This window comes from Corynebacterium sp. NPDC104732 (genome assembly GCF_055583565.1).
In genome coordinates this window covers 1-24,678 of the sequence record NZ_JBVJNS010000003.1, presented here as the reverse complement: position 1 = coordinate 24,678, position 24,678 = coordinate 1, and the positions used below count along the sequence as shown (strand labels likewise).

Annotated in this window: 21 protein-coding genes and 1 pseudogene; 11 read left to right on the top strand and 11 right to left on the bottom strand. The window is 57.3% G+C overall.

The window, feature by feature from the left end; translation table 11 throughout:
• Positions 1 to 62 precede the first annotated feature (62 nt).
• Genes ACZ6ZO_RS03150 through ACZ6ZO_RS03135 form a run of 4 tightly spaced genes read left to right on the top strand, consistent with a single transcriptional unit; the run spans position 63 to position 6,542 of the window.
• On the top strand, positions 63 to 1,535 hold the full coding sequence (locus ACZ6ZO_RS03150) for a DUF3375 domain-containing protein (RefSeq protein WP_465290490.1): 1,473 nt from the start codon (positions 63 to 65) through the stop codon (positions 1,533 to 1,535).
• Positions 1,536 to 2,123 carry a DUF4194 domain-containing protein gene (locus tag ACZ6ZO_RS03145; protein WP_465290488.1) on the top strand — a complete coding sequence of 196 codons (588 nt, stop codon included), beginning with the start codon at positions 1,536 to 1,538 and terminating at the stop codon, positions 2,121 to 2,123.
• A complete protein-coding gene (locus ACZ6ZO_RS03140) occupies positions 2,120 to 5,464 on the top strand; it encodes an ATP-binding protein (RefSeq protein ID WP_465290486.1) in 3,345 nt (1,114 codons plus the stop codon). Before ACZ6ZO_RS03145 ends, ACZ6ZO_RS03140 begins: the two co-directional genes overlap by 4 nt.
• A complete protein-coding gene (locus tag ACZ6ZO_RS03135; protein WP_465290484.1) occupies positions 5,451 to 6,542 on the top strand; it encodes a Wadjet anti-phage system protein JetD domain-containing protein in 1,092 nt (363 codons plus the stop codon). The genes ACZ6ZO_RS03140 and ACZ6ZO_RS03135 overlap by 14 nt, the downstream gene beginning before the upstream one ends.
• A gap of 4 nt (positions 6,543 to 6,546) precedes the next feature.
• Here ACZ6ZO_RS03135 and ACZ6ZO_RS03130 read toward each other — a convergent pair whose 3' ends face one another.
• From ACZ6ZO_RS03130 to ACZ6ZO_RS03115, 4 genes are all read right to left on the bottom strand, one after another.
• Complete coding sequence (locus ACZ6ZO_RS03130; RefSeq protein ID WP_465290482.1) at positions 6,547 to 6,945, bottom strand: hypothetical protein; 399 nt, start codon at positions 6,943 to 6,945, stop codon at positions 6,547 to 6,549.
• Between the two features lie 67 nt (positions 6,946 to 7,012).
• Positions 7,013 to 7,612 carry an anti-sigma factor gene (locus tag ACZ6ZO_RS03125; protein ID WP_182385142.1) on the bottom strand — a complete coding sequence of 200 codons (600 nt, stop codon included), beginning with the start codon at positions 7,610 to 7,612 and terminating at the stop codon, positions 7,013 to 7,015.
• Entirely contained in the window at positions 7,609 to 8,166 is a 558-nt protein-coding gene (locus tag ACZ6ZO_RS03120) for a sigma-70 family RNA polymerase sigma factor (protein ID WP_465290480.1), read from the bottom strand. Before ACZ6ZO_RS03120 ends, ACZ6ZO_RS03125 begins: the two co-directional genes overlap by 4 nt.
• 34 nt (positions 8,167 to 8,200) lie before the next feature.
• Positions 8,201 to 8,461, bottom strand: a complete 261-nt coding sequence (locus ACZ6ZO_RS03115; protein ID WP_465290478.1) for a hypothetical protein — start codon at positions 8,459 to 8,461, stop codon at positions 8,201 to 8,203.
• 176 nt (positions 8,462 to 8,637) lie between these two features.
• Here ACZ6ZO_RS03115 and ACZ6ZO_RS03110 point away from each other — a divergent pair, with 176 nt between their 5' ends.
• Positions 8,638 to 10,266, top strand: a complete 1,629-nt coding sequence (locus ACZ6ZO_RS03110; protein WP_465290476.1) for a cytochrome c biogenesis protein CcdA — start codon at positions 8,638 to 8,640, stop codon at positions 10,264 to 10,266.
• Between the two features lie 2 nt (positions 10,267 to 10,268).
• Here ACZ6ZO_RS03110 and ACZ6ZO_RS03105 read toward each other — a convergent pair whose 3' ends face one another.
• Positions 10,269 to 11,915, bottom strand: coding sequence for an FAD-binding dehydrogenase (locus tag ACZ6ZO_RS03105; RefSeq protein WP_465290474.1), 1,647 nt, complete (start codon positions 11,913 to 11,915; stop codon positions 10,269 to 10,271).
• A 70-nt stretch (positions 11,916 to 11,985) separates the two neighbouring features.
• On the opposite strand from ACZ6ZO_RS03105, the gene ACZ6ZO_RS03100 reads away from it, so the two are divergent.
• Positions 11,986 to 12,282, top strand: coding sequence for a hypothetical protein (locus ACZ6ZO_RS03100; RefSeq protein ID WP_465290472.1), 297 nt, complete (start codon positions 11,986 to 11,988; stop codon positions 12,280 to 12,282).
• Between the two features lie 3 nt (positions 12,283 to 12,285).
• Here the strand turns inward: ACZ6ZO_RS03100 and ACZ6ZO_RS03095 are convergent, their stop codons facing one another.
• The 3 genes from ACZ6ZO_RS03095 to ACZ6ZO_RS03085 are packed head-to-tail and all read right to left on the bottom strand — an operon-like array spanning position 12,286 to position 15,473.
• A complete protein-coding gene (locus ACZ6ZO_RS03095) occupies positions 12,286 to 13,281 on the bottom strand; it encodes an App1 family protein (protein ID WP_465290470.1) in 996 nt (331 codons plus the stop codon).
• 17 nt (positions 13,282 to 13,298) lie between these two features.
• Positions 13,299 to 14,651 (bottom strand): L-aspartate oxidase, encoded by a 1,353-nt coding sequence (locus ACZ6ZO_RS03090; protein ID WP_465290468.1) that lies wholly within the window; start codon positions 14,649 to 14,651, stop codon positions 13,299 to 13,301.
• 42 nt (positions 14,652 to 14,693) lie between these two features.
• The gene (locus ACZ6ZO_RS03085) at positions 14,694 to 15,473 is read right to left on the bottom strand and encodes a CoA transferase (protein ID WP_465290466.1); all 780 of its coding nucleotides are present in this window, start codon (positions 15,471 to 15,473) and stop codon (positions 14,694 to 14,696) included.
• 47 nt (positions 15,474 to 15,520) lie between these two features.
• On the opposite strand from ACZ6ZO_RS03085, the gene ACZ6ZO_RS03080 reads away from it, so the two are divergent.
• From ACZ6ZO_RS03080 to ACZ6ZO_RS03070, 3 genes are all read left to right on the top strand, one after another.
• On the top strand, positions 15,521 to 16,120 hold the full coding sequence (locus ACZ6ZO_RS03080) for a flavin reductase family protein (protein ID WP_182385151.1): 600 nt from the start codon (positions 15,521 to 15,523) through the stop codon (positions 16,118 to 16,120).
• A 59-nt stretch (positions 16,121 to 16,179) separates the two neighbouring features.
• On the top strand, positions 16,180 to 16,884 hold the full coding sequence (locus ACZ6ZO_RS03075; RefSeq protein ID WP_182385152.1) for a hypothetical protein: 705 nt from the start codon (positions 16,180 to 16,182) through the stop codon (positions 16,882 to 16,884).
• Positions 16,885 to 16,966: 82 nt separating this feature from the next.
• Positions 16,967 to 17,416, top strand: coding sequence for a MauE/DoxX family redox-associated membrane protein (locus tag ACZ6ZO_RS03070; protein ID WP_182385153.1), 450 nt, complete (start codon positions 16,967 to 16,969; stop codon positions 17,414 to 17,416).
• A 95-nt stretch (positions 17,417 to 17,511) separates the two neighbouring features.
• Here ACZ6ZO_RS03070 and ACZ6ZO_RS03065 read toward each other — a convergent pair whose 3' ends face one another.
• From ACZ6ZO_RS03065 to ACZ6ZO_RS03055, 3 genes are all read right to left on the bottom strand, one after another.
• A complete protein-coding gene (locus ACZ6ZO_RS03065; RefSeq protein WP_465290742.1) occupies positions 17,512 to 17,790 on the bottom strand; it encodes a DUF559 domain-containing protein in 279 nt (92 codons plus the stop codon).
• A 785-nt stretch (positions 17,791 to 18,575) separates the two neighbouring features.
• Positions 18,576 to 19,454, bottom strand: coding sequence for a hypothetical protein (locus tag ACZ6ZO_RS03060; protein WP_465290463.1), 879 nt, complete (start codon positions 19,452 to 19,454; stop codon positions 18,576 to 18,578).
• A gap of 129 nt (positions 19,455 to 19,583) precedes the next feature.
• Complete coding sequence (locus ACZ6ZO_RS03055; RefSeq protein WP_465290461.1) at positions 19,584 to 20,615, bottom strand: alpha/beta hydrolase; 1,032 nt, start codon at positions 20,613 to 20,615, stop codon at positions 19,584 to 19,586.
• 481 nt (positions 20,616 to 21,096) lie between these two features.
• Here ACZ6ZO_RS03055 and ACZ6ZO_RS03050 point away from each other — a divergent pair, with 481 nt between their 5' ends.
• On the top strand, positions 21,097 to 23,904 hold the full coding sequence (locus tag ACZ6ZO_RS03050; RefSeq protein WP_465290459.1) for a DUF5979 domain-containing protein: 2,808 nt from the start codon (positions 21,097 to 21,099) through the stop codon (positions 23,902 to 23,904).
• Positions 23,905 to 24,016: 112 nt separating this feature from the next.
• Positions 24,017 to 24,678 (top strand): annotated as a pseudogene (locus ACZ6ZO_RS03045) (AMP nucleosidase); the annotation flags it as partial.

The following is a 24,678-nucleotide window of genomic DNA, read 5'->3' as shown; positions in this document are numbered from 1 at the left end:
CGGCTAGCGGATCGCCTTATGGCTGCATAAGGGAGCCCGCATCCCTTGCTAGATTTAAGTGCATGAATCGCATGACTCCGATTGCGGACGCTGTCACTATGCTGCGCCTAGCCGACGACTCCCCGGCATGGGCGATGCTGCGAGCCACAACTGCGCCCGCCATCGTTGCTATTCTCAGTGCGATATTTAAGGGTGATAATAGGCAGGTTACTGGCACTGAACTGATCCTGGCCGTGGAGCCAATGCTCATTGATATCCGAGAGCAAACAAGCTTGGAGCTGCCGAAATCGGCCACCGCCTACGTCAATGACTGGGTGAAAGCGGGATATTTGGTTCGTCGCAGTCCACAAGGCACCCGCGATGAGTTTTACGAATTATCTACCGATGCGCACGTAGCTATCGAATACGTGCAACAACTCCTCAATCCACAACGCAGCGTGACCCGTTCCCGCCTAGGAACGCTCCAATCGAACCTGCTTGAGTTGGCTGCCGATACGGACCCAGACGAAGCGACAGCTATCCGACGGCTGGAGCAGCAGCGCGATAAGCTGCAAGAACGGATAGATCAAATCAGAATGACCGGGGCAGAGGTCATCACTGATGAGGAAGCCGTAGAGCGCGCCCGTGAGATACTAACCTTGGTCAGTGATTTGCCCACCGATTTTTCTCGCGTTAGAAGTGACATTGAGGCGGTCGATCGAAAACTACGCGAATCGATCGTGGAGGAGAAACTGGGCGCAGGTGAGGTACTGGATAACGTATTCCGGGGCGTGGACCTCATCACCGATTCTGAGGCAGGTAAAGCCTTCAACGGGTTTTACGAGGTATTCCTTGACCAGGAACAATCGGCACAGTTTGATGCCACTTTGGAAACCGTGATGTCCCGTGGTTTTGTTGAAAAGCTCAGCGTGACCGAACGTGCCGAGCTGCGTGGGCTCATGGACACCCTCGATACGTCTTCCGGTCAGGTACACGATTCCATGACAGGGCTATCGCGCTCCTTGCGTCGTTTTGTCCAGTCTCGGGAAGCTGAATCGCAACAGGCACTGACAAAGGCCATTAACCAGGCGCAACAGCTAGCCTTGAAACTCGCCCAACAGGGAGTGGAGGCACGGCGCCCCACGGGCATCGAACTGGAACTGACTACCAGGCAACCCCGCTCCCTATCCACCTGGGTGCTACACAACCCAATGGACTACCGTATTGACAGCGAAATACACCTTAACGAGCCTGGTGAGATTGACCTGGCGGCCATGCGACAGCGGATCCGAGAATCAGAAATAGACTGGGCGGAACTCACCGAAGCGATCGACCATGCGATTGAGAAAGACGGAAGGGCGTCGATAAGCGACGTGCTCACATTACACCCCGCCACCCAGGGCCTCGCCAGCATCGTGGGGCTGATAAAACTCGCCCACCAACACGGCAAACGTGCAGACGGAACCGAGCTGCTCACCTGGGAGAGCCCTACCGGAAAGAAGCTCCAGGCACGATACGCAACATATGAATTTACGGCCCCGATAGGACGCGGATAGATGGACAACAAACTTCACGAGACAGACACCGGCACACTCACCGGAGCTCAACGACGCGCCCTCGCTGAACTCATCCGCGGCCCTTACATCTCCCACCTGAACAAACCCGAAGTTTTCCAAACAGTGTCCGCCTCCCGTGAGGTGCTCGGCGAACAACTCGACAACCTCTTCCTCACGCTCATCGTTGATGACAACGCCGGAGTCGCCTACGTCAAAGCGTGGGATGAAAACGTCGCCGAACAACGAGCACTGCTGCGCACCATGTCCCTGACCTTCATGGATACCGTCCTCATCCTGCACCTACGCCGTGAACTGGTGACCACCAACCCGAACGAACGCACCATCGTTGATGAAACAGAAGTCTTCGAAGCGACCCTGCCGTACCAAGCTGCCGGAGGCACCGACCACAGCTCACGACGAAAAAAATTCGATGCCGCATGGAACAAAATGAAAAATAACTCCATCGTGATCAAAACCCCTACCGAAGGACGATTCGAAGTATCCCCAGTACTGCGCATCATCTTCTCCGCAGAAGAGACCGCCACCGTCACAAAATCCTTCGAAAAGCTCCTGGAGGAACACACATGATCACTGGCCAGTACCGCCTCGACACTATTCAAGTACACAACTGGGGCACCTTCGACGGATTGCACAATGTAAAGGTCGCGCGCGCCGGGTATCTCATCACCGGCCCTTCCGGCTCCGGAAAATCCACGCTCATCGACGCAGTATCCACCATCCTCGTACCGCCGGCCAAGCTCAAATTTAACGCCGCTGCAGACTCCGGAGGCAGTTCCGGACGAGACCTAGTCACCTATTGCCGGGGAGCTTGGCGCCGGGAGCACTCGGAAGAAGCAGACGAACTCACCCGCTCCTACCTGCGGCCCGGGGCCACCTGGTCTGGAGTGATGCTGCGCTACACTGACGGTGCCGGAAACACCGTCAGTGCCTGTCGGCTCATGTACCTTTCCACGAAGGTGCACGCTAACCAAGACATCGTCAATCTGTTTCTGTTGCTGCCACGGGAAGCCGAGATCCCGGAATTTGAGCAACTCGCAGTAGATGGGCTCAATATCACCACGGCGAAGAAAGAGTTTCCGGAAGCCCTAGCAGTACAACGCACCCACCCTCAGTTCGTCAGTGCGCTGCGCCGTCAGTTAGGCATTGCTGATGAAGGAGCCCTTGAACTATTACACCGCACCCAATCAGCAAAAACCCTCGGTGACCTGAACTATTTGATGCGCAACTTCATGCTGCCTGAGCCAGAAACTTTCAGCATTGCGCATCAGGCGGTAGAAAACTTCACTGAACTCCAAACGGCCTACGCCACCGTCGTTACCGCCCGCGAGCAGATCGATCAGTTAACCCCCATCCGAACCGCCGCCCAAGAACGAGAACAGCTCACCGCCCAGACTGCGGAAAGAGAAGCCGAAAAAGCAGGGCTGCCGGCCTTCGTGTACCAGCAGAAACAATCATTTGCCCAGGCAGAATTGGAACAATGCCAATCTGAACTCACCGCGACAGAGGCACTGCACTCATCCCTGGACAACAACATCGCTGCGCTGCAGACGGAACGTGATCGACTTTCTGCGTTGATCCATGGAGAAGAAAGCTCCGGGCTTGTCGCAGCAACTGCAGAACGTGACAAAGCTGCCGATCAACTGCGCATCATCAATCAGGCAGAAAACGACTTTGCAACACGCTTGGCAGACATTTCCGCTACAATGCCGGGCACAGTTGAGGAATTCACCAACCTTAGACTCCAGCTAGAAAATGACCTCCAGGACGTTGCCACCCAGAGTGAAAACAACCGCAGCAAGCTGCAAACCGTGTACGGTGACCTGCGAGAACTGCACAACGAGTGCGATAGTCGAATAACAGAACTGGAGGCAATCCGTAAGTTCCAGTCCACCATGGACTCGAAACTGCTCGACGTCAGAGCGATGATCGCTCGGATCACCGGCATCCGAGAAAAAGAGCTTCCCTTCGTGGCCGATCTGATCAAGATTAGCCCAGATCACCTGCGCTGGCAGGCAGTAGCAGAGCGGGTCATGGGCGGTTTTGCCCGCAAGCTGCTCGTCCCCGAAGAACACTATGAACAAGTGTCAGCTGCGGTTGAAGGGACGCATCTGGGAGCGAAGCTCCAGTACATCCGCTTCAACAACCAGCTGGAACACAGCAAGCCGTCCCCTTTTACCGCTCAATCGCTGGCGACAAAAATCGACGTGCAACCCGGGAAGTACCACGATTGGATTCAAGCGCAACTGTCGAAACAGTTTGACTACGTATGTTGCGAAACTCTCGACCAAATGCGTGAGGCACGTCGCGCAGTGACCGTCCATGGCCAGGTGAAGCATTCCCCCACGGAACATGTGAAAGATGATCGTTTCCGGATTGATGATCGCTCGCGGTGGGTGCTTTCTGGAAATGTGGACGATAAGATCGAGGAACTTCAGCGCATCATTTCGGTTGTGAAGCGAAGCATCTCCGTTAAAGAGCAAGAAGCAACCCGCATCCGTACCGCCTTGGATAAAGCCAGCAACCGAACTGCCACGGTGAAGCGACTGCTGGAAACTACAGATTTCGCGGGCATCGATGTAACTGCAGCACAGGCTGCGTTGGATAACGCCCAGCGGGTTGTTGATGAACTCACCGATGGCAACCAAACGCTCACTGCACTGAAAAAGCAACAAGCGAAAAACGAATCAGCTATTTCGGAAGCGCAACAGCAGTTGAGAAAGCACGACCAAACAATGGGGCAGCTGCTGTCGAAAATCGAGCAAGCCGAAAAGCAGCTCGCCAATGCTAGCGCCTGGCTCGCTGAAGCCCCTGAGCTCAATCAAGAAGTAGCAGAGCGCCTGAAGCAGCGTTGCGAAGCAATCGACCGGTCAATCCGAGCAGATAACATTGATCGGCTGCATGACACTGTGCTCAATAAGCTCAGCAATGAACTAGCCGCGTTGCATCAGCGCGCAACGCGCCAAGAGGGTGTCATGGTCACTGCCATGCAGCGTTACCTGGATAAATGGCCCCAGCGCGGTGGTGATCTTACCGCTGAGATCGCCTGGCAAGCAGACTTCCTCGCTGAATTGGAGCGTCTGGAATCTGACGATCTGCCCCGCTTTGAAGAACGGTTCCGGGAGATGCTTCAGGAACAAACCAACAAGCACTTGGGTAGATTGCGTCGTCTGATTAGGGAAGCCGCTTCTAAGACGCGGACCTCCATTCAGCTGATCAATGATTCTTTGGCAGCGGTGGATTTCTATCCGGGGACTCACTTGCAGATTGAGGTGCGTGATGCTCAACCGGCAATCGCTCGAGAATTCGTGACACTGCTTGACGAGGCCTTGGCCGGCAGCCTCACCGACCCGGATCGGGAAGAAAGCGAACGTCGGTTCCATAAGCTCAAAGCCGTCATTGAAGCCGTGCAACCATCTGATCGCACCACTGCCCGGGAGCGCCGACTGCGGCTGGATACCCGCGAGCACGTCAAGTTCCTGGGTGTTGAGTATGCCTCAGATGGTAGCCGGGGTGCAGTCTATGACTCTGCGGAGGGGCTCTCCGGCGGTCAGGCCCAGAAATTGTCCTCGTTCTGCCTGGCAGCAGCTCTGCGGTATCGGCTTACCGGAATGGGGCTCACCGCAACTCAAGCGAAGAAATCTACCGTGGTTGCTGGGGATGCGGTGTATCCGAAGTATGGCACGATCATCCTCGATGAAGCCTTCGACCGTGCAGATGCTGAATTTACCCGCGCCGCGATGGAAGCCTTCGGGCGCTTCGGCTTCCATATGATCCTGGCTACGCCCGAGAAACTTCTGCAGACCGTGCAGGACTACATTGGCGGTGTCCTCATGGTCGAATGTCCGGATCGTAAGCGTTCTCGCACCAGCGCGTTAGCAATTGAGGAGGCAGCTGATGAAGGCTCCTAGGGACGTCGTCACGCGTGCTGCCACATTTTATGAGCGCAACCATCGCGCCTGGTTGGGTGGCGAATTTGCGCCTCTGACGATCAGCCTGCAACCGCCGAGCGGTCGGGCAGCCGAGCTTGACGACGGCCAATCCACCAAAACCTGGTTGAAACAATGGTCCACAAGCACGATTCCGGTGCACCGGGAGCAGCGCAAACTGGGCTACTTAGGAACCTATGACCTGCCAATGCGTGTTGTTCTCGACAGTCCGGAAACAGCTGCTGCGGTCGCCGGGAAGTCGCAGCATTGGCAACGGATTAACGAACTGATGGACAGATTCACGGCCGAGCTTGGCGTGAGCGTACGCGCACCGCTGGTCGAAAAACTCAGCGCTTGGCAAGGGTGGAAAGATGCCACCGTGGAGCAATTCATCGACGTTATCCGGTGGTTCCGTAGTCACGACTCCCGCGAATACTACATTCGGGAACTGCCAATCCTCGGGGTGGATTCCAAATGGATTGATAGGAATCGCACGGTAGTGACTGCCGTCGTAGGAGAGTTACTTTTTCGGGAAAAACCCGTAATGATTCAGCTGCGCAGCCTCGATGACAGCCTTACAATTCATGGCCTGTCCCACCTCAGCTGCGAACCGCAAAACCTTGGTGTCCTGTCAGGCCAGCGCGTAGTTTTTGTAGAGAACTACATGACTTTTCTGGCGCTTCCTCCGATTGCCGGGGCCGTAGCCATTTATGGAGGTGGCTTGCAAGCGCACTCCATCGCAGCGCAACTACCTGGGCTAGCCGACAAGGAGATACTCTACTGGGGCGACATCGACACCCACGGTTTCTACATCTTGGACCTTGTGCGTCGTAAGCTACCGCACACCCGATCCGTACTGATGGATTTACACACAGCGCGGATACATGAACTGATGGCTGTGGAGGAACCAACACCGAAGCGCTTCCAACCACAACACCTTACCCCGGCGGAGGTCGAGACGCTGGAGTTTTTGCGGGAACGCTCCGCTACTAGTGCGCTCCGGATCGAACAGGAACGCATCTCCTTTGACCATGTCAACCGGGTGCTAGGGGCACTTTGACCCCCTAGCAAACCGCCAGCGGTTCCCGGTTGCCGTCGAGCAAGGTGATAGCCAGCTGGCGGCCGTGTACCGTGCAGGGTAGTGCCACCTCCCAGTGCTTTCCGCGGCGCTGCACAGTGGGCTGCTCGCCGAAGCTGATGTGCTCCCAGATATCGGCGGGCTTATCAAAAGGCACCGCTGTCGCACTCAGTACCGCGTCCTGGGTGCGCAGCTGAAATTCGGGACGGCTTAAGGCCTGGAAGTTAATAATCGCCGACATGAGACGTGGCAAGTCCTCGTCGGCGGCGGAGGTGCACACCGCAAACGGGAGGGCTTTATTCAGCATGGGAATATGCAGCGGATCCGTCAGCAGAAAAGGATCGACAAAGGTAAGGGTACTAATTTCAGGAATATTGGTAATCACGATTGCATAGATTAGTCAATCTTACGCGGGTTGTCGCATATTTAGGACGCTGGGGGTGGAAGCCCAACTACAGCGACACTTCGGCGAGTACCGCTCCGGACGGCTGCGCGCTACCGGCCATCGGCTCTTCCGTAACCATTACCTTCATGGTATCGCCGGGGAGTGGCATCCACACATCGTCGTGGGGTTCGGGGCCGATCACACCGGCCGATTCCATACTGCCGTCAGCCATGACGGCCCACACCTGGGCACCCATCCCGTCGCCTACGGCGGGGATACCGTCAACCATCGCGCCGCCTTTGCCCATCGACTGCGACACCACAATGTCAAGCTGTGCACCCATTGCATTCGCTTGGGATTGCCGCGCATCGCTGGCGGCCATGATGCTATCCATCTGCTGGTGTGACGACGTTTCAGTAGACAGCCACGTAAGCGACCCCACCAGCAGCGCGGAAACAGCAGCCAAGGTCAGTAGTGGCGCAGCCAGGCGCCTTCGCAGTGGCTTGACGACGCCCACTGCTTCCGACTCTTGTGGCTCCTGCGGGATCTGCGGAGTCTGCTGAATCTGCGCGAATATGTCCGCCTTGAGCGATTCGCTTGGTTTAAGTGGCGGCGCGGCCCGATTGAGGAGGTCTTCGATATCCTCCGGAAACTCAGGTCGGGTCATCGCACACCTCCTAGGGCTTTGTTGCTGCTCAGGGCATTTCTTAGTTTAGTGAGGCCATCACGAACGCGTGTTTTCGCGGTGCCGAGCGGCACACCAGTGGCTTGCGCTATTTCGGAGTGAGTCATTCCGCTGAAATATGCGAGCAGCACTGCGCTGCGGTGTGGCTCTCCAATAGAATCGACCAAGCTCCGAATCTGGTGTGCTTCCAGCTCCGCTACGGCTTCTTCGTCAGCGGGGGACCAGACGGTAACTTGCTTGACGTAATCGGCGGTATCGCGTCGTTTAGCTGCAATGTCGGAGCGGAGCCGGTCGATGGCCCGGGACCGCGCCAGCCTGAGCGCCCAGGAGCGGGCGCTGGACTTGGCCGGATCAAATGAAGCGGCGGTCCGCCACACCTCAATGAACACTTCCTGAGTGACCTCTTCAGCCTGTGGGCGATCCTGAATCACCTGGTACACCACACCCAAAATCTGGGGCGCAAGCTCGTCATAAAACTGGCTGAAAGCGTGCTCATCACCCTGGGCGACTTGAAGGAGCACACTTTCCAGATCCATAGCCAGAGAGTTTACAACGTGCGCGCGCAAAAGGTTACTTCATCATCGCAGTTTCGGACGGCATCATCCTCTCGGAGGACATCAGGGCGTCCTCGGATGGCTTCATCATTTCAGAAGTCATCATCTCGGAGGTCATCATCGAGTCCATTGGTTGCATCTTCTCGGAGGTCATCATGCCGGTAGGCTCCGGGCTCATCTTGGCGTCATCGGTGTTGTTGCAGGCTGCTGCACCGAGTGCCAGGGTGGCGCAAGCTGCGACCAAACCGAGCTTGGTGGCGGTAGTACGTGCAAACATAACTTTCTCCTTACGCGGTACGTGGCACAAGCGTGTTCTTGTGCGTCATGTAGTAGTTCGGAGGGGTGGTGTTGATCAGATTGGATCGGATGGAAAATTTTTTCTCCAATCCGATTGACCGGAGGTGTCGAACTACTGGGTGAGAAGAACATCAGGTGATTTGGAAAGGACTGGCCGTGTTTGAGTTAGCAGTAATTGGTGTGGTTGGCGGCCTGGTCACGGGCATTTCGCCGTGCATTTTGCCGGTGTTGCCGATTATTCTGACGGCGTCAGTGGGCAGGAAGCCAACGCATGTGGTTGGGGGACTGACGTTAAGTTTCGCGGTAATCACGCTGCTGGGCACCGCGGTGTTGGACGCGCTGGGGCTACCAAAGGATGTGCTGCGCTGGGTGGGGATCACCATGCTGGCGTTGGTCGGCGTGGGGATGATCGTGCCGCGGGTGGGGCAGTGGCTGGAGGCGCCGTTTTCGTTGATTCCGCGCCCCTCCGGTGTGCATAGCGGAGCGAAGGAAAAGGGTGGTTTTGTCCTCGGCCTGGCGTTGGGCGCGGTGTATGTGCCATGCGCAGGGCCAATCCTGGCGGCGATTAGCGTTGCTGGTGCCACGGGCGACATTGGGCCTTCCACCGTTGTGCTCACATTAGCGTTTGCCGTTGGCACCGCGCTGCCGTTGCTGGTGTTTGCCCTGGCTGGGGGCAAGATCGGTGAAAAGGTCGATGCGGTGCGTCGCCACTACCGTGCCATTGGTGTGTTGTTGGTGGCGTTTGCTGTGGCTCTGGCGTTGAACGCGCCGGAGAAGTTGCAGCGTGCGGTGCCGGACTGGACCGCAGGGGTGCAGCAGCAGCTGGGCAGCAATGACGTGGTTAAGGGCGCGTTGTCTCACGGCGGTGGGTCTCTCGCCGCCTGCCGAGGAGCTGACCCCGGCACATTGCACGACTGTGGCGCTGCCCCAGAACTGGCAGGCATCACGAACTGGCTCAATACCCCGGAACCGGTGACGCTCACGCAGGGGCAGGTGACGTTGGTGGACTTCTGGGCGTACGCCTGCATCAACTGCCAGCGCGCCGGGGAACACATCACAAAGCTTTACGACGCCTACGCCCCTGCCGGATTACAAGTAGTGGGGGTGCACGCGCCGGAGTACGGGTTCGAGCACGAGACCGCGAACGTGCAAGCTGCCGCCGAGCGAGAAGGGATCCATTACCCAATCGCGCAGGATAACGACTTTGTGACCTGGAAGAACTTTGACAACCGCTACTGGCCAGCACGCTATCTGGTGGATGCCCAAGGCAATGTACGACATATCCACGAAGGGGAGGGCGCGTACGCGGAGACCGAGCAGCTGATCCGCGAGCTGCTGCGCCAGGCTAACCCGAACGTGCAACTGCCGGAACCGGTAGAACACGGCGTCACTGAGTTAACGCAGCACCGTAACCCGGAAACATACTTCGGGCATCAGCGGGCGCGTTACTACACCAATCCCAACTACTCCCAAGGCACGCAGGAGTTTCAGGCAGTCACCCCGGACGTGGGCTTTTATACCCTCAATGGGCAGTGGACCATCAACGACGACCACATCGTTCCCGGTCCTGGGGCCTGGGTGGAAGTAGCTGTGCACGCGGCCCATGTGCAGGCTGTGGTGTCAGGGACGGGGAAGATCACCGCACAGCTGCCGGATGGTTCGCAGCGCAGCTTCCCCGTCCAAGACGGCACCATTGATGTGCTGCGCCAGCAAGCACCCATCGACGGGATCATCAAACTGATCCCTGATGAAGGTACCAGGCTGTATTCCCTCACCTTCGGATAGCGCTAACTGCGTGCCAGCGCCTCACCAACTCGCTTGCCGGAGTGAATACAACCGCCGAGGAACGTCCCTTCCAGTGCGTTCTTGCCGTGCATGCCGCCTCCGCCGAATCCGGATGCTTCGCCACAGGCGTAAAGCCCAGGGAGCACATCACCGGAGGCGGTGAAGCACCTGCCGGAGAGGTCAGTTTCAATACCACCGAGCGTCTTGCGGGTAAGTACTTGCAGGCGCACCGCGATGAGCGGGCCATGGGACGGATCCAGGATTCGCCCTGGTGGGGCGCAGCGCACGATCTTATCGCCCAAGAACCCGCGGGCGGTGCGAATGTAGTTCACTTGGATGTCCTTGGAGAAGGGGTTGGCGAGCTGGGAGTCCCGATCTTCCAGCGTTTTACGTAAATCCGACAGCGAGACCGGCACAGGGGCAAGCTCATTCATCCCCGCCACCAACTCTTCCAAGGAATCAGCGACCACCCAGTCCACGCCGTTATCCATGAAGGCTTTGACCGCCACGTGCGTCCCTGGCGTGACTTTCCCGGCCAGCTTTCGGAAGGACTTATCCGTCAGATCCGGATTCTGCTCCGAACCGGAGAAGATAAATTCCTTATCGGCAATCGCCTGGTTGAGGATGAACCAAGAATAGCCATGACCAGTGCGGCCGATATGAGAAAGCGCCGCGAGGTTATCGGAGCCGGGGAATAGGTGCGTCGGCAAGCGCTTGCCTTCGGCGTCGAGCCACACCGACGACGGCCCCGGAATAATCCTAATGCCGTGACCAGGCCAGATCGGGTCCCAGTTGATCATGCCTTCCGGGTAGTGCCACATGCGGTCCGTGTTGATCAGTCGCGCGCCAGCAGCGGCCGCAACATCAATGCCCCGGCCATCCACGTGCGCCGGCACCCCGGTAACCACGTCCTCAGGGCAGGGGCCCCAGCGATCAGACGGCCACATCTGGCGAACCTTTTCCAGGTTTCCACCAATGCCACCGGTGGCAATGACGACGGCGTCGCCACGGAGTTCAAACTTTTTCACCACGTCCGAGGGGGAAGCTGCGCCGCGGTTCAGGTCATCACAGGGAACCAGGACGTCGCCACGTACGCCCACCACTGCGCCTTCTTCCACGATCAGCGAGGTAACGCGGTGGCGGAAATGGAACTCCACCCGGCCTTGCTGCTCCATTTTCTCCAGCGGTTCTCGGAACACCCGCACCACCTCCGGGCCGGTACCCCAGGTGAGGTGGAAGCGGGGAACGGAGTTGCCGTGGCCGGAGGCATCGCCGGAGCCACGCTCTGCCCAGCCGATGGTCGGCAGCACGTTTAGGCCCAGTTCCCGCAGGTAGGAGCGTTTCTCTGTGGCTGCGAAATGCACGTACTCGCGGCCCCATTGGCGCGGCCAATGGTCATGGGGTGCATTGTCGTACTGGGCGGAGTTCTCCCAGTCGCGCCAGGCGAGCTCCTCGGAGTCATGCACCCGCATGAGCTTTTGTTCGGGGGAGCTCACATAAAACAGTCCGCCCAGTGACCAAAATGCTTGTCCGCCCAGGTTGGCGCGGTTTTCCTGATCCAGGAAAACAACATGTTTCCCGCCCTTGGCAGCCTCAAAACCAGCGACCAGCCCGGCCAAGCCGGTGCCTACGATAATGACTGTTTCCATGGCACAAGTGTAGTGACCTCACCCTGATTCTCGCGCTCCGCGAGGGGAAAAATCTTTTAAGCTATCAACCATGTGGCAACCATCTGACAAGTGGCAACGACGACACACCCAAGACCATGCCTATCGCATCGTGGTGCACGTACCCGCGCTTACCGACGCCGCCTGGGAGCGACTCCGGACTGAAAACGAAGCCTCGGACGACCGCATCGATTTCGGCGGGGTGTATCTGGAACGCCTCACGGGAACCGAAGTAGCGGCGGTCAGTGGCGGTGAGGACGCCTTTGACTCCCTCGATTACGCATTAAATGACATGTTGCGTGGGGCAGCAGGCGACTTCACCGTGGTGACCGAAGAAGTACTGGACTAAGCTCTAGGATTCGCCTAGCTGCTGGATCAGTTCGCGTCCGTTGGCCCCTTGGATCCACGGCACGGGGGAGCTAGCGGTGGAGCTTTCGATGGGCGTCGCGGAACCGTGGGCGAGGACATGTTCGCCTGGGGTGAGCTGACGGATCGCGACGAGCGTAATCCGATCGGGGTGCTCTGCCACAAGGTTGCCGTAGGTGAGCGGGTCATGCTGCCCGTCATCGCCGACGAGGATCCAGTGGATGTCAGGAAAATCAATGATGAGGTTCCGCAGCTGCACTTTCTTGTGCTCTTGCCCGCTTCTGAACAGGCCGGTGGGGGTGGGACCCCAGTCAGTGAGCAGCAGTGGGCCACGTGGGAAACCGTGGTCGGCGAAGAATTTCACCAGGGCAGGGAAGGTGTTCCAGGCGCCGGTGGAGAGGTAAAACACGGGGAGGTCCGGCCCGAACTTTTCCCGGAGCGCCTCGTAGAAGGAGGCCATCCCGTCGACTGGTTTGCGGGCATTGGTGCGCAAGAACCAGGAATTGTACGCGGCGATGAGGGCGCGGGGCAGCATGGTCACCATGACGGTGTCATCAATGTCGGATACCAGCCCGTACTTCACCCCGGGTTGGAGGACGAGGACGTCGCAGGCGACTGATTGGCCACCTTCGACGTCGATATGCACCTGCTGCCAGCCCGGGGCGAGCCCGTGGTCGCGAATGGGCACGTCAATATAACCGTTGGTGCTGGTACGGGCCTTCACTACCTGGCGGCCGGCGCGGATCGTGACGGGGTGATCGGGTACCTGCAAGGTGAAAAACTGCCGAAAGCCTCGCTCCGCCGCAACCTTGATCGGGCGCGGGTTGCGCATCAGCACCCGCGCGAGCACGCGGATGCGATCGGCGTCACCGTAGCCAAAGTAGCTCTCTAACTCCGGTGTCCAACCGGCTTTTGCTGCTTGTTTGCCACCCACGCTGTTGATCGTGTTTTCAATCGCGCGCGCAATGTCAGCAATACCCATGCGCCCCAGGGTAGCGCTTAGCTGCGAGTGTGGCAGCCAAGGGTCGCTTCTCGACGCAGCGCCGCCGTCGCTATTTCCTTCGCAATGGTCACCGCCGCCGCATCCGGCAGCTGGCTTAGGGAGTCCAGAGCGCTAAGTAGGCCCTCGCGGGTGCGGATAATCCCCACGCCTGCGGTCATGGTGCTGCGCAGTTGGCGCCATTGGGCGTCGGTAAGCTGCGCTCGGGCGGTGGTGTTCTGACGGGGTGTGCCGCTGAACCCACCGCGGTGAACGTCCTCGGCAACTCGCTTGCCTACTACAAGCCCCTCAAGCAGGGAATTCGATGCTAGCCGGTTTGCCCCGTGCAACCCGGTGCAGGCGCATTCGCCAGCTGCATACAGTCCTTGGACTGTGGTGCGCCCGTGCGAATCCGTCGCGATCCCACCACAGGTGTAGTGCGCCGCTGGCCGAACAGGTAGTAGATCCCGTGCTGGATCCAGACCGATCGTGGCCGCACCTCGGGTGACATTGGGGAACCGTTCCTTCACATTGCGGATATCGCGGGCATCCAGGAAGGCCTCCCGGCCGTAGATCGCGCGAGCAACCACATCGCGCGACGCCAAGTCATTGTCCGTCAGCCGGTTTCCTTGCGCATCCACCAGGTGGGCTCCCTCTCCCCGCAGCGCTTCCGTGAGCAGGGGCTTTTGCCCGGATCCGGGGATGTCAAGCACAGTTGGATGGAACTGGATAAACTCCATGTCTTTCAGTTCAGCACCGGCGTCCTTAGCCAGAGCCATGCCTTCGCCGTGCGCGCCGGGCGGTGCGGTGGTGGCCTCAAACAATTGCCCGCACCCACCGGTGGCAACCAGCACGTTCCTCGCCTCAATGGGGCCTTGGTCCGTGAGCACTCCGGTGGGAGTGATGGCGCGGGCCTGTGCTGTGATGACCTGCGCGGTTGTCGCGGTGATGAGGGCACGTTCGATTTCTGCGCCCGTGGCATCGCCGTTGGCGTGAATGATGCGTCGTCGAGAATGCCCGCCTTCCAACGTTCGATTAAACACTCCATCGACCTGGTCAAACTGGGCACCGTGCCGGATGAGCCACTCCACGGCATCCGCACCACCAGCGATGATGTCCTGGGTGTGCATGACATCGTTATGGTGTGCCCCGGCTGTGATGGTGTCCTCGGCGTGGAGCGAGGCGGAATCGTCGGTGGTAGTGTCGGGCAACCCCACGACCGCCAGGCCACCTTGGGCGAAGTGGGTAGCCGCGCCGGGGAAGCGCGGCCCGGACTTGTCGATGATCACTGGGGTCAGTCCGAGTTCCACAGCACGCAGAGCTGCGGAAAGGCCGGCAATGCCACCGCCGATGATCGCAAGGTCGAATTCCATAGGGAAAGGGTACGCCTCGGGGTGGCGGTGACCAGCATCGGGTTAGGTCACCTCGGAGATTGGTACGTCCTCCTTTCGGGCCCAGTCGAGAATTTCGGTGACGGTGGCGCTCGATAGCCAGCCCAGGCGGCCTTCCATCCGGCTGGCGAAGTGCGGTTCGAGGGCAGCGACGGCCACCCACCCATCTTTCGCCTGGTAGAGGCCGTAGTTGTCCACGCCACCGTTGAGGAGGCCTCCGGGGGCAGTGACGCCGTAGCGCAGCGGGGTGGCGGCGTCGAGGGCGGCTTGTTTTAGTCCGATGCGGGTGTGCGAGCCGCGACCGGTGCGGGCCTTTTCGAGCAGCATGGCGAGCGCAGCGGAGACGGCCTGTTCGGCGCCCATGAGGTCTCCGAGCAGTACTTTTGGCATGTGCGGTGGGGTGAGGGTGCCGGCTTCGGCTTGGTAGGTGAGGTCATGGCCGGGGTGTTCCGGGTCGTCCACGTCGCCGACGATGTCCACGTGGCACAGGTGGGAGAGGTCGATGGTGTCCAGCCCCATGCGGGTGAGGGCAGAGGGGCGGTGGGAGGTGATGAGGACGTCCGCGCTTGCTAAGAGTTCGCCCAGCTTAGCGACGCCGTCGGCTGTTTTCAGGTCCAGGGTGAGCAGATCGTAGTGGCTGGAGAGCTCGGCGAACCATTCTGGGGCGATTTGCCGAAACGGGTCGCCTCCTGGTGGTTCGATACTGGTGACGTGGGCACCGAGCTGGGAGAGTCGGGCTGCAGCCCAGGGGCCGGGGAGGTTGACGGCGAGGTTGATGACGGTGGTGTGAATAAGTGGTTGCATAGGGCGAGCTTACCCACTTTAGTGTGGTGCATGGCACACTATGAGTTATGTATTTTTACGAGCCAACGAAAGATATTGGGCTGCCCTATTCTCCGGTGAATGCGATCATTGCGCCCCGGCCGATCGGGTGGATCGGGTCCCAGGACGGTGATGGCGTAGCGAACCTGGCGCCGTATTCCTTTTTCAATGTGTTTAACCGGCGCCCGCCGATCATTGGGTTTTCCACGATTGGTTACAAGGACTCCATCCGCAATATTGAGGCCACCGGCGAGTTTACGTGGAACTTGGTGGATGAATCGTTGGTGGATGCGATGAACCAGTCGTCGGCACGCGTGCCGGCGGAGGTGGATGAATTTGAGCTGGCAGGTTTGGATAAGCGTCGGGGCAGGATCGTGGCGGCTCCGCTGGTGGATAGGGCGCGGGCTGCGTTCGAGTGTCGGTTGTCGCAGGTGCTGCGTTTGACGACCGCGGATCAGGCGGAGCTGGATACCTGGTTGGTGCTCGGTGAGGTCGTCGGCGTACACATTGATGATGAGCTGCTGGAGGAGGGGTTGTTTAACACGGAAAATGCCCGGCCGGTTGCCCGTGGTGGTGGCCCGGCGACCTATTTCGAGCTGGGGGAGAGCTTCGAACTTTTCGGCCCTTAGGTTGACACACCCCTCCTTAGGAAATTAGGTTAGCCTTACCTGATTGTTTGAGGAGTGTCATGAACAAAGCCATTCGGAGCCAGGCCTGCCGCATACTCGCCGGAGCGGGCGTCATGTCCATGACGCCCTACCACGTTGACCCCGGACTGAAAATAGACATCACGGCACATGGCCTCGACGTGCGCGGAAACCTCGTGGTCAGCTGCCTTGCCAACGAAGTCCTTTACTTCGAGGACATGGATGTGCGCATCGACGCCATCCTCAAGGCCCCCGAGTACGCCGTCGATGTAATTTCCGCCAGCATGCACGGCATCGGCGAGATCGAATGGATGGAGTTCGTCGGCCCGTTCCGCATGGGCCATGTTCACCTGGACCGCGTGTACATGCACCAATGCGCGCGCCCCACCGCCTTCGACGTGGTCGACCTCGTCCCGCAGGCGCTTGACCTGCCGGAAGTATGCATAGATACGCTGGGGGCGCGCGAAGTAGTCGGGGAATTCACGGAGCAGCAACTGCGCGGACTTATCGACGCCGCCTGCTCCGAAACCCTGCACCGCAGCAGCGCTCTTATCAGTGAACTAAACGGCAGAGTCAGTCGCTGGGATGCCACCCACGTGGTGGATGTCTCCGAATTTGGCATCACCTTGTTCCACACCTCACGATGCGGGCTCATCTCGGCATTCATCGCCTTCGAACAGCCGGCGAATACCCTGGATGAGCTGAGGGAACGGTTGAGCCGGGTAGTGGCTATTTCCGTGTCTTGAGTCCTGGTAGTTTGCCCCGGATACGCTGGGGATTTACCGCGCAGCGCGAAGTTGTAGACATGACTGCAATATACTTTCCGCTATGCATAAACTCTTGGACGTCATCTCCGCCATCGCGCGATTCTATATGGCGTATGTGTGGATTCATGCCGGGACCGCGAAGCTCGGCAAACACATGGAGATGACACAGGCCATCACTGCCTACCAAATCTTCACCCCGGAATGGTCAGGGTACCTCGCCCAATTGATCGGACCACTCGAGATTGCCGGTGGCGTCTTCCTGCTGCTGGGCTTGTTCCTGCGCAGCGCCGCCAAAGTCTCCTCCGTGGTGCTCGTGCTCTTCATGATCGGCATTGCCCAAGCATGGGCCCGGGGCCTCGCCATCGACTGTGGCTGCTTCAACGTAGACGGCATTAGCGACGCACAAACCATGGATTACGTCAAAACTCTCGCCCGCGACGCCGGCTACCTCTTCCTCACCGGATGGACCATCTGGCGACCCTTCCGCAGGTTTGCGTTGTACGCGGGGTAGCTTCAGGGTTTGTGGCGAATTTGCCCCATGTTAGGAAAACCGGGCAGAGCGCGACCTGGCGTTTTACTGTAGCAGGTTGTCTAACGTGGGGCAGATTATGAGCGGTGGGCAAGAATCCGTTCCAAACGAGCGGTCAACGCGTTCGGATCTCTGAGTTGTTCCTTAGTTATTCGGAATGACAGCCAACCCTGGAGCGCTAGAAGCTGGTCAACCCGTTTATCGTGTGCGATTTGTTTTGGAGTGTTGTGATGCTCGCCGTCATAGAACACTGCAACTTTGTGCCGTTCACTAGCAAAATCTGCTTTGGTGAATCGCCAACCCTTTTCGTCCAGGAACTCGTTTTGCGGGGTCCAATTGGCAAGACCCCGAATCATTAGTCGGGACACGGTTTCCGCGGGAGAATCAGATCTATCGCAGCTCAATGACCACAGTTGTTGTAGGAGCGAGCGGGGGAACCTACCAAATGAGATGGCCAGCATTTCACTCAGACTCACCTGAGTCACCTTACGAAAAGCATTTATTACCTGCACAGACATCACTTCTTGAGGCGTCATAGCTGGGACGTGTGGGGTCCACCATTGGTGGCGCCCTTGTCGAATATCGATGAGGCAATCTAGTAACGCACGATCCGCTTGAAGAAAGCGCGCTCGTGGACGATGTTGGCGCCAGACTTTGATTCCTAATTCCAAGTGGCATGCCCGTTGCTTTAGAGCAGGATCACATGTGAGTGATTTCGACCTCACATGCAGGTGAACAGGGGCATTGTGCTGGAAGTAATTGATTCCAAGTAATGTGGCGGCTGCCCAACCACCTAAAACTGAGCTGGGGAAACGAATCTGTGAGGCGTATGCCCTCGTCAAAAGGGGCAGTTCTGAGGGGCCACCAGGTGGAAAGTCGGTTTCCGGTAGATATACCCCACGGGTCACTCGGACGTAATTCCAGCGAAACTCGGTGGGAGTGACGCCTTGGTGCAGGATTTGGGCTTTGGTTTTAGGTAAAGGGTTCATACTTAGTTAGACTGCTGAACCCTCTCGAATGGTTGCATCCAGTAGAGATTATCCAGAATTTGCCCCATGTTAGGAAAATCTGCGCAACGTGAACTGGGGTTTTGTGGTCACCCCCTACCTAACATGGGGCAAATTATGGCACCGTCCCTGGGTTATCTTGCCGCCAAAGTTTCCCGCACCTGTGGTACCACTTCCGTAGCGAGGAGCCGGAGGCATTCCATGGCGGATTCGTGATTGTATGAACCACAGTTGTAGCGCAAAATAATGCGGCTGAGCCCAAGGTGCTCAACTACCGTGGCGATCTTTTCGGCAACAGATGCTGAAGATCCGAAGAAACCAGCGTCATGGTCGATCGGTCCAAACGGCTGTGAGTCAAGCTCCTGTTCTGTGTTAGCGACAAACCCCGGGACAAGTAAACCGAGGGGCAAACTTTCCTGCCCAAAACGGGAGATCGCTGCGTGATACATGTCCACAAAGGGTTTCCAATCGAGGGGACTACCACTGTTTACCCGGAGAAGTAGTGGGCAATTGTACTGGGCTGCCTGGAGGATAGCGTCAGAGCGACCCGCAACCTCGATCCACGTGGCGTGGTGTGGACTGCTACCAGTGAAGTCGTTCCAGGCCGCCAGGTGGTGATTGAACTTGGTCTTTGTAGATTCTACGGTGGCGCGTTCCTGGTCACGGTTGATCACCACCTCGATGCGGTTACCGGTGATCTGCTGTAGGTCGTTTCGTTGCGCGTTACGAGTGTTCAAGTCAGTGCGTTCGATGTCGCTAATGGAAGCAGCAAGTGTGATGTCGCTAGTGGCCCCGGCAAGCTGATGTAGCAAATCGGCGAGGTCCATCCCCAACATGTCCACAGCGAAGTCCTCGCTGAAACCAAAAACATCAAGGCCAAGCTGATCGGCAAGGACCGCTTGTTCGATGAGATTATCGCGTAGGGCGCCGACGGGCGGTGCGGAGAAACTGGGCGAACGGAAGAACGATACGCCAAACTCTAAAGAGGTAGAAGAAGCTTGCGAGAAAGGCATATGAACCTACTTAATTACAACAAACGGTAAGTATTATTATATATCGAAATGGAGAGTGAGAAAGCAAAAGATCTAAGTAACGAACAAAGCATAAAACCCCCGAAAGTCGGGGGTTGCAAATAGTCGGAATTAGCCTACTGCCCAGAGCACGTCGCCCTTGTGGTCATTCATGTAGCGACCCCACGGCTGCCAGGTGTGCAAGCCAGCACCGAAGTGGCGGTTTACATGAAGGCCCTGGTTACGGACTTTGTTTGTGAAGGATTCGGTGGACATATTGATCAACGTCTCGCCGTGAATAGCGATGGCATTTGCTCCCAGAGGGCCAGGGTAGGTCTCGCCGGCGCCAGGCAAGGAATTGCCGGACCACACGTGAACGTCGACACCGCCGTCGCGAAGCCGTGCAGCGTTGGCCACTGGGTCAGCGTGCAAGGCGCGTGCGCTCGCCTCCACCGGGTTCCAGCTCCACCAATCCCAAATGAACGCGCCCGAGTTGATGAGCATGGCCACACTAAAGCCTGCGATCATGCCCACGTGGGTCGCCATCGCTGGGTCGATGAAGCCGGAAATCGCATGCGCTTGACGGAACTGATCGGGGTGATGCGCCGCCAACGTCAGCGCCGGGATCGCGCCCATGGATACACCTGCGATTGCGTTACGCTGCGGAGATACGCCGAAGTGCTGCTGTAGGTAGCCGGGAAGTTCGTAGGCGAGGAACGTCTCCCACATCGGGCGCTGCGGCTCGGAGCTGAGGCTGCTCGTGGCCGGCGCAGCCCAGTCGGAATAGAACTGACCAGCACCACCGGCAGGCATGACCAGAGTGACATTCTCATTCACATAGTCCGCTGGGGTAGTGGAGTGGGAGGCCCAGTTGGAATCGCGCTCGCCAACCTGTGCGCCGTCGAGCAGGTAGAGGCCACCGTTGCCACCAGCGCTCGCCGCCTGAATGAACACCAGCATGTTGCGACCGTTGGACGCAGACCACACTTCGCAGGCCTGGATGAAGTTACCTTGCGGAGCCCACGAACAGCCCGGTCGGAGCCACCCACGGTTATCGGCCTGCGCGGTAGGGGCCAACGCGAGCGCAAGCGCGAGAGTGGTAATGGCCGCGACAATAATGCGCGCCCACATGTTACGTGAGTGGCTGATGTTACTGGTGTGCATGCTAGTAAGAATATCCTACGGTCCGGGAATTGCAAGAAGATCCTTGCAATAGTTTTAATGGCGAAAATGAATCAGTATTTACAGTAGCTTTCCGGACTCGATTTGGGAACAATTGGCACCCTCGAGTGAATCATGTCCCATTTTTGCTAATGCTTGCTGCCGTAGTGCTAGGGGCATTGCTGGAGCTAGATTTCCACTTCGGTTTTGTCAGGCGTGATGAATGCCACGTTTAAGGTGATGCAACATATTATGGAATGTGAATTAGATCACTTTAGGGGTGTCTGTCGTATAATTTAGGGGGTATCTAAGTGGCGACATGGTTGTTACCTACTAGTCCGTAAGCTATAAAAGATAATAACTGTACCTTAATGATCTATTGGCAACGCTCAGCTTTTGTTGGTGGATCTGGAACAATGGGGCGGTTTGACTTTTGCACTCGCTCGCTTTGGGCGACGAAGATAACTGAAAGATTGGAAATGTAATGACCCTTGCGCGTTTAAGGTCGCAAAAATTGAGGGGGGGGGGCGTCTTTGCGATTCTTGCAACGATCGGTCTTATCTTCTCATTGCTGGTGTGGTTCCCTAGTGTGGCACATGGGCAAACCTGTGGTGGAGAATACAGCAATTTAACCTGGAGGACTGGTAGTCCAGGGGTGACAAACGGAGTTTATAACGACTCAGGTGCGAGAGCTGAGGCTCAGTTTGATTGGTCTGTTTCTAGTGCATCAAAAGAGGGCGATACCTTCTCCATCACGTTGCCTAATGAGCTTGTGACAGTAGGCACTGGTGAGCTTCGTCTCCTAGATGAAGGTGGTAATCATGTTGCTACCGCCAACATTGAAGCAGGCAAAAAAGAGGTGGTTTTCACTCTAACGGATTATGTGGATACTCACTTCTCAGTGAAGGGACAGGCGTATTTTACTGTCGAATGGGATCGCAATGCTCCAGGTTTGAGTAAAGACGGATTTGGTAGCAACGAACAGCCAGGATCACTCAACTTCAGTGGGTGCGGTAGTGGCGCCCTACTGGGTGTGTATCCGCCGGATGGCCCCGGAGGAGTCACCCATATCAACTCTAAGAATGGAAACTACTACGGAGAATCCATTCAAGTAGACGGCAAAACCGCACACCTTGTTACGTGGAACATCGCGGTTGCGAGTGACAGTGGAACAAATGATTTCACCGTCACGGATACGGCACCTGAAGGATATAAGTTTGCGTGCTCCGGTAAGTACAGCAATGGGTATGCGCCGGTAGTAGTTGATGCCGTCCGCACCGAAGGTGTTATTCCTGATCGCCACTATGTGGTAGACGGCGCGGGCCGTACTGCCAGCGGGTCTAGCAATCTTACGGATGTTACGAGCGAGGAAGTTCCTTTCGGTTACGGCTACGATATTAACTGCACTGAAAAAGAACTTAGCGTTCGGTTCCCATATGGTGTCGACCCATCAACAGGACCTCGAATCACCATCACTACCTTTACCGATACGCTGCCACAACCTGGAAGCAAGGTGGTTAACACTGCCAATGTGAACGGAAAAACCGTCTCCGGTGAAGTGGTCATTCCGTCCGCTGGTGGCTGGGGAGAAGGCAAGCTTGGAGGCTTTGCTCTCCGTAAGATTGCCACTGGCTTAGAATCTAACCCTGATAAGCAGTACAACTTTGAGTGGAAATGCACACACGCTACTAAACCTGAGAAAAAGGGCACAAAAAACCTGAAGACAGGGGAGGATTTCCACATTGCGGACGTGGAAAAGGGTTACACCTGTGAAATTTCAGAACAAGATGCTTCTGTAACCGGACAAAACCTCAGCACTACTTGGCTCGTCGACGGTAAAGAAGCCGAAGCTCCGGTTAAGTTCGATGTGCGCGAACAGGGCACTGAGGCTGTCATTATCGATGTGAAGAATGCGTACACCTCTAAACCAGAGGTGGGTGGGTTCAAGATCGTGAAGACCGTCAAGGGGCTGCCCGCGGATGCACCAGCTAAGGACTACTCCTTTAGCTACGAATGCGCCAAAAATGGGGCTGAAGTGAAAACGGGCACTGCTACGATTTCTGGTGCCGGAGCAACTGAGATCAAGGATATTCCTGCAGGCGCACAGTGTACGGTTACTGAAGATTCCAAGAGCGCAGCTGTACCCGGATACTCACTGGTCATCGATTCGTTGAAGCCGGTTACTATCAGTGCTGACGCAACCCAGGTTGTTGAGGTGAACAACATCTACACCAAGCAAACGGGATCTTTCAGCATTGAGAAACAACTCATCGACAAAGACGGTGTTGCCGCAGGAAAGAAATTCACCTTCGACTACACCTGTACAAATGACGCTTTGAATGAAACCAAGACTGGGACTGTGGGACCGATTGGTGCAGGGGAAACGGGCACAGTTACTGATATCGCTGCGGGATCGGTGTGTACGTTCACTGAGCAAAATGCAAACATCGACGGTGCAGACCTCAAGACTTCTGGACTTGATTCGGTAACTATCGTGGACAACGGCACGTCTAAGGTCACTGTCACCAATGAGTACTCTGCGTGGCTTGCATCATTGAAGGTGAACAAGGAAATCACCGGAAGCAACGTGAAAACGCTGCAGGATAAGCTTTTCGAAGTTAACTACACGTGCAATCTCGATAATTACTCCAAGAAAGGCACTGTGCAGGTATCTGCCAACCAGCCAGCTCTAATCGAAGGTATCCGCTCTGGGGCTACCTGTGTCCTTGAAGAAAACACAGATAAGGCAAAGGTTGATGGTTACAACTTTGAAGTAGATGAATCCACGGTGACGGTAAACACCAAGATTGGTGGTAAAGATACAGTCGCAAGCGCCACGCTGAAGAACCACTACAGTGTTCCCCCAACTCCGACGGAGACGGTCACCCCAACCCCGACGGAGACGGTCACCCCAACCCCGACGGAGACGGTCACCCCAACCCCGACGGAGACGGTCACCCCAACCCCGACGGAGACGACTACTAGTTCCGTTCCACCTGTGACTGTAACGACAACGACCACGCGACCTGGAGGAATTCCGATTATTGTTCCAATCGTCCCAGGATCTAGCTCCTCTGGATCGAGCGACCGTGGTCTTAGTAGTGGTGGTAACTCGAGCACGGTGGTAAAACCAACTACAAGCATGTCGCAGCCTCCAACGGGCCGCAAGGAAGCGCCGCGTAGTGGCAAGCAACTTGCTCAAACCGGTGCCCAGGTAGGCGGAGTCATTGCTTTTGGTGCGGTAATCCTACTTGTTGGTTTGGCACTAGTTAAGCGAGGCCGCCAGCAGTAATAGTTCCGGCAACGAACTCGTAAGTGGTAAGGAGACCGGGTGGTGTAAGCTGCCCGGTCTTTTTGCATGTTTCCATCCGACGCCCCTACGTAACCCGCGCTAGGCTGGCGCCATGGAACAGATGCGCACCCCGAACGAGGCTGTCGACCGGCTCATTTCTCTCTATGACCAGGCCACCGCGCGTGGTATCGAACTTCTCCAGCACGATACTGCTGAGGGGTACGAGCAGGTGGTGTACCCCAAACTGGTTATTGAGGTAACCGAGTGGCGTCCTATTGATAGGACTGAGCCGTTCGGGTACGTCGATAAGCCTGGGCGTTATGCGGCGACCCTGTCCCGCCCGCGACTCATGCGCGCCTACCTGCTGGAACAGCTCGAGCGCCTTGCCAGCAACTACCCATGTCGCATCTACGTCGGCCCATCCGACGAACAAATCCCACCCGAATACATTGACGACGCGCCCGAGGTGGAGCGCTCCCCGTCCTCGTGCCTGCCTCGTCCCTCGCTCGATGCTGTCGACGATGCCATTATCGACGGCGAATGGTCTGCATTCCATGGCCCGGAGCTGCCGCTGTTCCACTTCACCGCGCAACGTTTTGACATCGCCTGCAAACGTATCGAGCACTACACGGGGCTGCCCATCGATACGGTGCAGAAATTCATCCTGTTCACTAACTACGAGATGCACACTACGGAATTCATCCGTTTCGGTAAGGCAGCGGGTGGCAGGTACACCTCGTTGAAAGTGCCGCGCGACGGCGTCCAAATGCCCCG